General features: G+C 69.2%; 12 protein-coding genes. 3 read left to right on the forward strand and 9 right to left on the reverse strand.

Going from position 1 to position 10,672, the window contains the following annotated elements; all coding sequences use genetic code 11:
* A partial coding sequence (locus DT074_RS26660; RefSeq protein WP_368744933.1) for a caspase family protein occupies positions 1-1,255 on the forward strand: 1,255 nt, incomplete at its 5' end.
* 21 nt (positions 1,256-1,276) lie between these two features.
* Here DT074_RS26660 and phhA read toward each other — a convergent pair.
* Complete coding sequence (gene phhA, locus DT074_RS26665) at positions 1,277-2,113, reverse strand: phenylalanine 4-monooxygenase (protein ID WP_368744934.1); 837 nt, start codon at positions 2,111-2,113, stop codon at positions 1,277-1,279.
* Between the two features lie 93 nt (positions 2,114-2,206).
* On the opposite strand from phhA, the gene DT074_RS26670 reads away from it, so the two are divergent.
* Positions 2,207-2,689: an Lrp/AsnC family transcriptional regulator gene (locus tag DT074_RS26670; RefSeq protein WP_119422887.1), complete on the forward strand. Its 483-nt coding sequence runs from the start codon at positions 2,207-2,209 to the stop codon at positions 2,687-2,689.
* Between the two features lie 8 nt (positions 2,690-2,697).
* Here DT074_RS26670 and DT074_RS26675 read toward each other — a convergent pair whose 3' ends face one another.
* From DT074_RS26675 to hisS, 4 genes are all read right to left on the reverse strand, one after another.
* A complete protein-coding gene (locus DT074_RS26675; RefSeq protein ID WP_438503715.1) occupies positions 2,698-3,165 on the reverse strand; it encodes a DUF4167 domain-containing protein in 468 nt (155 codons plus the stop codon).
* A 253-nt stretch (positions 3,166-3,418) separates the two neighbouring features.
* Positions 3,419-4,276, reverse strand: coding sequence for a peptide chain release factor N(5)-glutamine methyltransferase (gene prmC, locus DT074_RS26680; protein WP_119422889.1), 858 nt, complete (start codon positions 4,274-4,276; stop codon positions 3,419-3,421).
* Positions 4,273-5,346, reverse strand: coding sequence for a peptide chain release factor 1 (gene prfA / locus DT074_RS26685; protein ID WP_119422897.1), 1,074 nt, complete (start codon positions 5,344-5,346; stop codon positions 4,273-4,275). The genes prmC and prfA overlap by 4 nt, the downstream gene beginning before the upstream one ends.
* A gap of 12 nt (positions 5,347-5,358) precedes the next feature.
* Complete coding sequence (gene hisS, locus DT074_RS26690) at positions 5,359-6,603, reverse strand: histidine--tRNA ligase (RefSeq protein WP_119422890.1); 1,245 nt, start codon at positions 6,601-6,603, stop codon at positions 5,359-5,361.
* A gap of 332 nt (positions 6,604-6,935) precedes the next feature.
* Here hisS and DT074_RS26695 point away from each other — a divergent pair, with 332 nt between their 5' ends.
* Complete coding sequence (locus DT074_RS26695) at positions 6,936-7,580, forward strand: PepSY domain-containing protein (protein WP_162915263.1); 645 nt, start codon at positions 6,936-6,938, stop codon at positions 7,578-7,580.
* Between the two features lie 74 nt (positions 7,581-7,654).
* Here the strand turns inward: DT074_RS26695 and DT074_RS26700 are convergent, their stop codons facing one another.
* From DT074_RS26700 to DT074_RS26715, 4 genes are all read right to left on the reverse strand, one after another.
* The gene (locus DT074_RS26700; protein WP_119422892.1) at positions 7,655-8,623 is read right to left on the reverse strand and encodes a TIGR03557 family F420-dependent LLM class oxidoreductase; all 969 of its coding nucleotides are present in this window, start codon (positions 8,621-8,623) and stop codon (positions 7,655-7,657) included.
* Between the two features lie 67 nt (positions 8,624-8,690).
* Complete coding sequence (locus DT074_RS26705) at positions 8,691-9,125, reverse strand: hypothetical protein (protein ID WP_119422893.1); 435 nt, start codon at positions 9,123-9,125, stop codon at positions 8,691-8,693.
* On the reverse strand, positions 9,122-10,249 hold the full coding sequence (ispG, locus tag DT074_RS26710) for a flavodoxin-dependent (E)-4-hydroxy-3-methylbut-2-enyl-diphosphate synthase (RefSeq protein WP_119422894.1): 1,128 nt from the start codon (positions 10,247-10,249) through the stop codon (positions 9,122-9,124). The genes DT074_RS26705 and ispG overlap by 4 nt, the downstream gene beginning before the upstream one ends.
* A gap of 29 nt (positions 10,250-10,278) precedes the next feature.
* A partial coding sequence (locus DT074_RS26715; RefSeq protein ID WP_119422895.1) for a DUF4115 domain-containing protein occupies positions 10,279-10,672 on the reverse strand: 394 nt, incomplete at its 5' end.

A 10,672-nucleotide genomic window follows, 5' to 3' on the forward strand; every position in this document is an offset into this window, starting at 1 on the left:
CGCCCCCGCCCCGGTGGTGGCACCAACGCCGGCACCCGCACCGACGCCGCCGCCGTCACTGCCGGCGCCCGCAGCCGCGCCGACCGCCGCCGAGATCGAGGCGCTGCGCCAGCAGCTCGCCGCCAAGGCCGCGCCGCCGCCCACCGCCACCGCGAAGGCGTTGACCGAGACCGTCGCCAAGGCGCCGACCGTCGCGCTGATCGAGCCCAAGAACGGCGCCGAGGTCGATGCCGACAATATCGAGGTGGTGGTGCAGGTCACCGATGCCGGCGGCGATGTCGACGAGGTGCGCCTCTACCACAACGGCAAGCTGGTGCAGGACAAGGGCGACCGCGCGGCTTCCGTCACCGTGCGCGGCGGCGGCAAGCGCGTGGTGCAGAATTTCCGCATCGAGCTCGCGGCCGGCCGCAACGTGATCCGCGCCATCGCCTTCTCCAAGGCGCGTGTGGAGAGCGAGCCGGCCGAGGTGACGGTCACCGCCAAGATCCAGAGCGTGAAGCCGAACGTCGAAGTGCTGGCGGTCGGCATCAACGAATACAAGAACCCGGGCCTGAACCTGAATTACGGCGTGTCCGACGCCAAGGGCGTCAGCGAGTTCTTCCAGCGCCAGAAGCGGCTGTTCGGCGACGTGAAAGTGCGCGAGCTGCTGAATGCGCAGGCGACGCAGGGCGGCATCCTGCAATCGATCGCGGCGCTGCGCACGACCAAGCCGGACGACCTGGTGGTGATCTACCTCGCCGGGCACGGCATGACGATCGAGGACGGCACCTGGTACTTCGTGCCGCACGAAGTGGTCTATCCGGAGCGCGACGAGCAGCTGGTGAAACACGGTATCTCCGGCGCCATGCTGCAGCAGGAGATCGCCAAGCTCGGCGCCCGCAAGGTGCTGATGCTGATCGATGCCTGCAAATCCGGCGGCGCCGTGGTGGCGTTCCGCGGCTTCGAGGAGCGCAAGGCGCTGCGCCAGCTGGCCCGCGCTTCCGGCGTGCATGTCGTCGCCGCCGCGGGGCAGGACCAGCTCGCCGGCGAGATCGTGCGCCTGAACCACGGCGTCTTCACCTATGCGGTGCTGGAGGCGCTGAAGGGTGCGGCCGACGGCGCGCCGAAGGACGGCGTCGTCTCGGTGCGCGAGACGCTGTCCTATGTCGAGTCGCGGCTGCCGGAGTTGAGCCAGGAATATCGCTCCAAGGCGCAGTACCCGGTGGTGGACAGCCGCGGCATGGATTTCCCGGTCGCCACCGCGCTGGCAAACTGATTCGGGCGAACCGAGCGGAGCTCAGGCGGCCCGCATGATCGTCTCGAAGCGGTCGCCCGGCGCGACGGCACCGGGCGCGATCGCCGGGGCGGCCGCGGCCGCGCCGAGCTCGGCCGCAAGGTCACGGTTCAGCGCCGCGAACAGCTCGTCATAGCCGTCGATCACGAAATAGGTGTCCTGCAGCCGGTCGATGCGATAGTCGCTGCGCATGATGCGGCGCAGGTCGAAGCGCAGCCGCAGCGGCTGGCGATCCTCCACCGCATAGACCGTCTCGGTGCGCGAGGACAGGATGCCGGCGCCGTAGACCTTGAGGCGGCCCGCCTCGCGGATCAGTCCGAATTCCACCGTGTACCAGTAGAGCCGGGCGAGCGGCCCGATCGTGCCGGCCGCCGCGGCAGCGAGGCCCTGGCGGCCATAGGCCTGCATGAAATCGGCGAAGACCGGATCGAACAGCAGCGGCACGTGGCCGAAGAAGTCGTGGAAGATGTCCGGCTCGGCGAGGTAGTCGACCTCGTCCGGCCGGCGCAGCCACACGGTGACCGGGAAGCGGCGCGCCGCGAGATGCGCGAAGAACACCGCGTCGTCGACCAGACCCGGCACAGCGACGAGCTGCCAGCCGGTGGCTGCCGCGAGGCTGCGGTTCACCCGGGCGAAATCCGGAATCGCCCCGCCGGCATCGAGCCGCGCCAGCGACCGGTTCACGGCCGGCGCGCCATAGGCCGGCAGCAGTGCCGCCTGCCGGGCGTAGAGCCGGCGCCACAGCGCATGCTCGGCGGCGGTGTAAGCCGACCAGTCCTGGACGACCGTGCCGTCGGCCGCCGCCTTGCTGTAGTCGCCACGCAGCTTCGCATCCATCATGTCGGAGAGAATAGGTGCGAGGCCGGAGCGTTTCCCGCCAAAATAAGCTATAATTGGCACTGAATTAGCGAATTCCTCTACGGAGATGCCTGGATGGGCGCGAATTCACCCCTGCCGGACCTCGACACCATCGACCGCCGCATCCTGCGCGAGCTGCAGCGCGACGGCCGCGTCGCCATGGTCGACCTGGCCGAGCGGGTCGGCCTGTCGGCGACGCCCTGCCTGCGCCGGGTCAAGCGGCTGGAGGAAGCGGGCATCATCCGGGGCTATGCCGCGGTGCTGGACCCGGCGAAGCTCGGCCGGGCGTTGCGCGCTTTCGTCGAGGTCACGCTCGGCGACCACCAGGAGGAGACGGTGGAGGCCTTTCGCGCCGCCATCGCCGCGCGCGACGAGGTGGTGGCCGCGCACGCCGTCAGCGGCACAATGGATTTCCTGCTGGAAGTGGTGGCGGCCGATCTCGCCGCCTTCAGCGACTTTGCGATGAAGGCGCTGCTGCGCATGCCGGGCGTACGCGACACGCGCTCTTACTTCGTCCTGGCCGAACTGAAGCTGCCGGCCGGCGTGCCGGTGACCTGACCGGCCGCTCAGCCCGCCTGCGGGGGCGGCTCGCCCTGGGCCATCTCGATCTCGGCCTCGAGCATGTCGGCCTCGAATTCCGGAATCCCCTGCACCGGCGGCTGCGGCTGGTTGCCGGGCATCGGCTGCGGCTGCGGCTGACCGCCGGCCTGTTGCGGCTGCGGCTGTTGCGGCTGCTGCGGGCGCTGCGGGTTCTGCTGCTGCTGCTGGAACCCGCCATTGGCCATCATGATCCGGTAGTAGTGCTCCGCATGCTGGAGATAGTTCTCCGCCGCGATGCGGTCGCCGGAGGCATGGGCATCGCGGGCCAGCTGGCAATAGCGATCGAAGATATGCGCGGCAGTGCCGCGGATCTTCACTTCGGGCCCGTTGCTGTCGAAATTGCGCTGCCCGCCGCCACCACCACCACCGCCGCCGCCCATATGAGGCTTGCGGCCGTTGTTCGGACGCCCGCCGCGCGGACGCTGCTTGTTCACAGGTCTCATCTTCCTCTGGGTCTCTCGATCCGGGCCCTACCTACCGATGCCATGCCTCAATAGGCCAAGCCTGGGTCTTGGGGTCACGCCGCTTCCGGGTGGTTCCGCATATCTGGGCGGAGGCCTGTTCCGGGCGGGGCGCTGCGCTCTCGGCCGTCGCACCTTCTGTGCTCTTACGATGGGCCGGATCCATAAAGGATCCGCCCGGCCGGCGCTGAGAGGAAGGTACCGCAAAGCCCCTGGAATTCAACATCTATTTTGCGCGGGTTAAGCAGAAGGCCAGGGCCCGCAAATGGCCCGCGAGATCGCGGCGCGAGGCTACCAGCGAGGCGCCGGCGGCGGCGAATACGGCCGCAACTTCGTCGGCCTGGCCGGCACCGATCTCCAGAATGGCTTGGCCGCCCGGCTTGAGCAGTTCCGGAAGCTTGGCGGCGATGGCGCGATAGGCATCGAGACCGTCGATGCCCCCATCGAGCGCTTGACGCGGTTCATAGCGCGCCACCTCGGGCTGCAGCCCTGCGATATCGCCGGAGCGGATGTAGGGCGGGTTGCTGACCACGAGATCGAAGCGGCGGTCGACCGCCCCGGCCCAGTCGCTCTCGACGAAAGTCACGCGGCCGGCGAGACCGAGCGCGCGCGCATTGCCGGCGGCGATGGCGAGCGCCGCCGTGGAGCGGTCGACGCCAAGCCCGCGGGCGTTCGGCAGCTCGTGCAGCAAAGCGAGCAGGATGCAGCCGGAACCGGTGCCGAGATCGAGGATGTCGAGCGCCGCGGCGCGTTCGGTCACCTGGTCCAGCGCCAAGGCCACCACCGTTTCGGTATCGGCGCGGGGATCGAGCACATCGGGGCCGACGGCGAAATCGAGGCCCCAGAATTCGCGCCGGCCAAGGATGTGGGAGAGCGGCTCGCGCCCGGCGCGGCGGCGCACCAGCGCCAGGAAGCGGTCGCCGTCCGCCGGCGCCAGCTCGGCCTCGGGCTCGGCGAAGACCTTTTCCGGCGCGAGGTCGCAGGCGAAGGCCATCAGCAGGCGCGCCTCGTGGCGGCCGCGCTCGATGCCCGCTTCGCGCAGAAGCCGGGCGCCGGCTTCGAGCGCGGCGCCGGCGGTGGTCACGCCGCCTCGGCGGCGGCGAGCCGGGCCGCCTGATCCTCGGCGATCAGCGGATCGATCACTTCGTCGAGCGCCTCGCCGGCGATCACCTTGTCGATCTTGTAGAGCGTCAAGCCGATGCGATGGTCGGTGACGCGCCCCTGCGGGAAGTTGTAGGTGCGGATGCGCTCCGACCGGTCGCCGGAGCCGACCTGGCCCTTGCGGTCGGCGGCGCGCGCCGCGTCGCGCGCGCTACGCTCGATCTCGTAGAGGCGCGCGCGCAGCAAGGTCATCGCCTTGGCCTTGTTCTTGTGCTGCGACTTCTCGGTCTGCTGCGCCACGGCGATGCCGGTCGGGATATGGGTGATGCGCACCGCGCTGTCGGTGGTGTTGACGTGCTGGCCGCCGGCGCCCTGCGAGCGGTAGACGTCGATGCGCAGATCCTTGTCCTCGATCTTGATGTCGACCTCTTCCGCCTCCGGCAGCACCGCAACGGTCGCGGCCGAGGTGTGGATGCGTCCCGAGGCCTCGGTCTCCGGCACACGCTGCACGCGGTGCACGCCGCTCTCGAATTTCAGCCGCGCGAAGACGCCGCGGCCGGAAATGGTCGCCGAGGCTTCCTTGATGCCGCCGAGATCGGTCTCGCTCAGCGACAGAGTCTCGAAGCGCCAGCCTTTGATCGCCGCGTAGCGCTGGTACATGCGGAACAGCGCGGCAGCGAACAGCGAGGCCTCGTCGCCGCCGGTGCCGGCGCGCACTTCCAGGATGGCGTTGCGCTCGTCATCGGCATCCTTGGGCAGCAGCAGTAGCTGCACGTTGCGCTCCTGCTCCGGCAGCCTGGCCTTCGCCTCGGCGAGCTCGGTTTCGGCCATCTCGCGCATCTCGCGGTCGTCGCCCGCGGCGAGCGTTTCCAGGTCGTCGATCTCCTGCCTGAGCGCGCGGTAGCTGCGGATGCCTTCGACGACGGGCTCGAGCTCGGCGAACTCCTTCGACATCTGCGCGAAGCGCTCGCGCGCGATGGACGGCGCCGCGAGCTGCGCCGCCAGCTCGTCATGCCGCCGCAGCACCTGCTCCAGCTTGGCGTCAGGCAGCATGGCCGGCACTCATCATCCCCGCGCCTTGAGCTTGGCCAGCGCGGCATCGAGCGACAGCTTTTCCTGACTGCCGTCCTTGAGGTCGCGCAAGGTGACTTCGCCGGCTTTGAGCTCGTCGTCGCCGACCAGGATGGCGTGGCTGGCGCCGGCACGGTCGGCGCGCTTCATGCGCTGGCCGACCTTGCCTTTGTAGGCGAGCTCGACCACGAGGCCGGCACGGCGCAGCTTGAGCGCCATCACGGGCGCGGCCTGCTCCGCCGCCTCGCCGATCGGCACCAGCGCGACGGGGCGTACGGCCACCGCGACGTCGCCGGCCAGCATGGCGAGGCGCTCGATGCCGCCGGCCCAGCCGATGCCCGGTGTCGGCGGGCCGCCGAGCTGCTCGATCAGGCCGTCATAGCGGCCGCCGGCGATCAGCGCGCCCTGGGCACCCAGATGCGTGGTGGTGAACTCGAACGCCGTGTGGGTGTAGTAGTCGAGGCCGCGCACGAGACGCGGATTGACGTGGTAGGCGATGCCGAGCGCGTCGAGCCCGCGCCGCACATCGGCGAAGAAGTCGCGCGCCGCCTGGTTGAAGCTCTCTTCGAGCAGCGGTGCGTTCGCCACGATCTTGCGATCGCCTTCGTCCTTGGAATCGAGGATGCGCAGCGGGTTGCGGCCGAGCCGCTCCAGGCTGTCCTTGGAGAGCTTGTCCTTGTGGCCGGTGAAGTAGTCGACCAGCACCTGGCGATAGTGGGCGCGGCTTTCCGGATCGCCGAGCGAGTTCAGCTCCAAGGTCGCCTTGTCGATCAGGCCGAGCTCGCGCAGGATCTCGTGGCCGACGGCGATGATCTCGACGTCGCAGGCGGGCTCGGCCGCCCCGATCGCCTCGATATCGATCTGGTGGAACTGGCGCTGGCGGCCCTTCTGCGGCCGCTCGTAGCGGAACATCGGGCCGTGGGCGAAGACCTTCACCGGAACGTTCTGCATCAGTCCGTTGGAGATGAAGGCACGGCAGATGCCGGCGGTGTATTCGGGGCGCAAGGTGATGGCCTCGCCGCCCTTGTCGGTGAAGGAGTACATCTCCTTCGACACGACATCGGAGGTCTCGCCCATGGTGCGGGCGAACACCTCGGTTACCTCGAAGATCGGCGTCGCCATCTCGGCATAGCCGAACCGCGCCGCGACGTGCCGCGACACCCCCACCACATGGGCGTGGCGGCGGAAATCGTCGGGCAACAGGTCGTGCGTGCCGCGGACCGGCTGAGGCTGGCTCACCACTTCTCTCCTAGGGTCTTACCCGCGTGGACGCGGGTGCCCGGATGTAACGCGCGCGATCCGGCGCTGCAAGACGGTGACGCCGCCGAATCGCCGTCGCTGCTCATTTGCATTCTATGTTGACCATCTCGCCGAGATGCCGACTAATTATTATTGCGAGCAATTTCTACTTTGAAGGCCTGGAGCGGCAACCCACCTCCGGCCATGGCGTTGGACTCGCAGTTGCCGGCCACGGAAACCGAGCTGGCACTTGAGGCACGTCCGACATGGGCGGCCTTCGCGCCTGAGGCGCAAGAAAACCCAAACCCAGGAGGCGACCGATGATGAAACACATGACGGCCGCAGCGATTCTCGCCTCGGCCCTGATCGGCACCGCCGCCGCGGCGGGGAGCTTGCCGGAAGCGGTGTCGGTGGATCGCAATTCGAGCATGAACGACATCCGGCAGGCCCTGCAGAGCGCCGGCTTCACCGGGCTGTCGGATGTGAAGCAGTCCGGCAACATCATTCGGGCCGATGCGTTCTATGCCGGCAAGCCGGTCGACATCGTGGTCGATGCGAAAACCGGCCGGGTCTATGACGAGACCAAGCCGGTGGCGATCGACCTGACGCGCACCACCACCAACGACGAGATCAAGTCGCAGCTGACCAAGCTCGGCTACAGCAATCTTGGCGAGGTCGAGCGGCACGGCGATGTGGTGCTGGTGACCGGCCGGAAGATGGGCAAGCCTGTCGACATCTTCGTCAATGCAGATACCGGCCGGGTGCGCAACGATCGCACGCCGGAGGTCGACTACATTCAGCCCGGCCACGACATGGACGCCGCGTACCTGAAACAGGAGCTGCAGCGGTTGGGCTATGCCGGCATCGGCGAGTTCGACCGGTCCGGCGATATCTACTGGACCGAGGCCTCCAAGAACGGACAGGTCGTGGATCTGCGGATCAACACGCGGACCGGCGCGGTCTTCCACCAGGGCTGATCCTTACCCGCCAGCCTATCGGCGATCGACGGTGCAGGGACATTCCCTGCACCGTCTTTCCTACTCGTCCTTCGTCAGGCCGCTTTCCGCTGGCGCAGCGGCGGCGCCAGTTCGCGCTCGAACAGGCCGATGAAGGCCTCCTGCTCCGGCCCGATCTGGGTCAGGATGATGTGGTCGAAGCCCGCCTTCATATAGCGGTCGATCGCCTCGAGATGGCGATCGGCAGAGGGGCCGCAGCTGACCTGCGCCGCCACCTGATCGGGCGTCACCGTCGCCGAGGCGGCGGCGAAGCCCTCCAAATCGCGCAGTTCCGCCATCACCGGCCAGCCGGCCACCGCCCAGCGGTGATAACGATGCGCCGTCTCCCGCGCCTCGTCCTCGCTCTCCGCGTAGCAGAGGGAGACTTCGGCATAGCGCGGGCCCCGGCCGCCGGCCTCGGCAGAGGCCTTCAGCAGATCGGCATCGGGCGCGGTGCCGATCAATCCGTCGCCCTTGCGCGCGGCGAGCGCGGCCGAATGCGGCCCGCTGGCGGCGACCACGATCTGCGGCTCGGCGCTCGGCCGGTCGAACAGCCGCGCATGATCGAGCCGGAAATGCGCGCCGCGATAGTTGGACAACTCGCCCTTCAGCAGGCCCCTGATGATGTCGAGCGCTTCGGCCAGCCGCTCGTGGCGCTCGCGCACGCCGGGCCAGCCGGCGCCGACCACATGCTCGTTGAGACGCTCGCCGGCACCGAGGCCGAGCGTGAAGCGACCGCGCGACATCACCGCGATGGTGGCGGCGGCCTGCGCCACGATGGCCGGGTGATAGCGCATGATCGGGCAGGTGACCGCCGTCATCAGACCGATGCCGCGCGTCGCCTCGGCAACCGCGCCGAGCACCGACCAGGCGAAGGGCGAATAGCCCTGCTCTTCGAGCCAGGGCGAGAAGTGGTCGGAAATGGCGGCGAAATCGAAGCCGGCCTGCTCGGCCCGGCGCGCATTGCGCACGAGCTCGGCCGGCCCGTGCTCCTCCGACATCAGCTTGTAGCCGAGCTTGACCATGGCACCCTCGCATCACTGAAACCGTGTGAGCGAGGAACGTACGGACGACGCTGATGTTCCGGCGGGCCTAAGGGCAGCGTTCGGCGGCGCTGAGCGCGATGTTGCCGCCGTCGAGCGGGCGGTCCTGCGGCGGCTGGGTGCTGCCTTGCGCGGCGACCGTGGCGGTTCCCTGGAAGCGGGCCGGGTGCGCGGTCGGCTCCGGCTGGTCGATCAGGAACATGTCCTCCAGCACCGGGCCGGTGGCGGCGCGCAGCGGCGCGGCGCCCGGCACCGCCTCGCCCGAGACCGAGGAATTGCCGTTGCCGATATCGGTCGCGCCGATCGACCAGCCGCGCGGGATGCGGCAGACCGCCACCACGGAGGCATTGGCGATGTCGAGCCGGAAGCGCGAGAGCACCTCGCCGGTGCGGGTGATGCCGCGGATCGACAGCAGTTCGGCCGCCTGACCCGGCACCGTGGCGGCGAGGCAGAGCAGCGATGCCAGCGCGAGGCGGCTGATCATGCCGCGGCCTCCGGAGCCTCCGCCCGCTTCGCCGCCTCGATCTCGGCCGCCTTGGCCTCGACCATCTTCACCAGGTGGTCGACGATGCTCTCGTCCTTGAGCCGATGGTGCGGCAGGCCGGCGACATAGACCTGGTGCGTGTCGTTGCCGCCGCCGGTGAGGCCGATATCGGTCTCGCGCGCCTCGCCCGGGCCGTTCACCACGCAGCCGATCACCGACAAGGTCATCGGCGTGGTGATGTGGGCGAGGCGCTGCTCCAGCACCTCGACCGTGCGGATGACGTCGAAATTCTGCCGCGCGCAGGACGGACACGAGATCACGTTGACGCCGCGGTGGCGGAGGCCCAGCGCCTTGAGCAGCTCGAAGCCGACCTTCACTTCTTCCTCGGGCTCGGCCGAGAGCGAGACGCGCACGGTGTCGCCGATGCCGGCCCAGAGGAGGGAGCCCAAGCCGATCGCCGATTTCACCGTGCCGGTGCGCAAGCCCCCCGCCTCGGTGATGCCGATATGGAGCGGGTAGTCGCAGGCCTCGGCCAGGCCCTGATAGGCAGCGACGGCGAGGAAGACGTCGGAGGCCTTGACCGAGATCTTGATCTCGCGGAAGTCGTTGTCTTCCAGGATGCGGATATGGTCGAGCGCGCTCTCGACCATCGCCTCGGGACAGGGCTCGCCGTATTTCTCCAGCAGGTCGCGCTCGAGCGAGCCGGCATTGACGCCGATCCGCATCGAGCAGCCATGATCCTTGGCCGCCTTCACCACCTCGCGCACCCGCTCAGCGCTGCCGATATTGCCGGGATTGATGCGCAGGCACGCCGCGCCCGCCTCGGCCGCCTCGATGGCGCGCTTGTAGTGGAAGTGGATGTCGGCGACGACCGGGACATTGGCCGCGCGCACGATCTGCTTCAGCGCGGCGGTCGATTCCGGATCCGGGCAAGAGACGCGGATGATGTCGACGCCGGCCGCCTCGCAGCGCCGGATCTGCTCGATCGTCGCCTTGGCATCGGCGGTCAAGGTGTTGGTCATGGTCTGCACGGTGATCGGCGCGTCGCCGCCGACCAGCACATTGCCGACGCGGATCTGCCGCGACTTGCGCCGATGGATATCGCGATAGGCGCGAATGCTCATGCCGGCACCTCGAACAGGTTGGCCCTGATCTAGCGCGTCACCGCATTGCCCGCCAGCAGGCGCTGGGGGTCGAGCGAGACGTTGCGGCGGCTTTCCCCGGACTGGCCGAGCCTCGGGATCGCCTTGTCGTCCACCGAAACTTCCAGGCCGCCGAGATTGCCGGTCCAGAGCGTCGCATCCGGCCGGCCGGTGATGCGGAGCGTGTCGCCCGGGCGCAGGATGCGGCCGGGCACGATCACCTCGTTGTTGGCGCCGGAGACAGTGACCCAGGAATCGGCCGTGGCACGGATCACCACGCGGGCGCCCTCGGCCGCCGGCGGCGCGGCGGCGGTGGGCGACGCCGCGGTCGAATCCGGCACCGCGGCCGGTGCCGGAGCGGGCGTCGCCGCAGGCAGGGACGGGGCGGCGCCCGGCGCCGGCGGC

It is taken from the genome of Desertibaculum subflavum (genome assembly GCA_003576705.1).
Classification (GTDB): Bacteria; Pseudomonadota; Alphaproteobacteria; order Ferrovibrionales; family Ferrovibrionaceae; genus Desertibaculum; species Desertibaculum subflavum.

What these genes read in the sequence shown, in the direction of transcription:
- DT074_RS26670 (WP_119422887.1), top strand. Translation starts at nt 2,207, where the DNA reads ATGGGCGCGAATTCACCCCTGCCGGACCTCGACACCATCGACCGCCGC.
- DT074_RS26705 (WP_119422893.1), bottom strand. Translation starts at nt 9,125, where the DNA reads ATGATCAGCCGCCTCGCGCTGGCATCGCTGCTCTGCCTCGCCGCCACG.
- phhA (WP_368744934.1), bottom strand. Translation starts at nt 2,113, where the DNA reads ATGATGGATGCGAAGCTGCGTGGCGACTACAGCAAGGCGGCGGCCGAC.
- prfA (WP_119422897.1), bottom strand. Translation starts at nt 5,346, where the DNA reads ATGCTGCCTGACGCCAAGCTGGAGCAGGTGCTGCGGCGGCATGACGAG.
- ispG (WP_119422894.1), bottom strand. Translation starts at nt 10,249, where the DNA reads ATGAGCATTCGCGCCTATCGCGATATCCATCGGCGCAAGTCGCGGCAG.
- DT074_RS26695 (WP_162915263.1), top strand. Translation starts at nt 6,936, where the DNA reads ATGACGGCCGCAGCGATTCTCGCCTCGGCCCTGATCGGCACCGCCGCC.
- DT074_RS26700 (WP_119422892.1), bottom strand. Translation starts at nt 8,623, where the DNA reads ATGGTCAAGCTCGGCTACAAGCTGATGTCGGAGGAGCACGGGCCGGCC.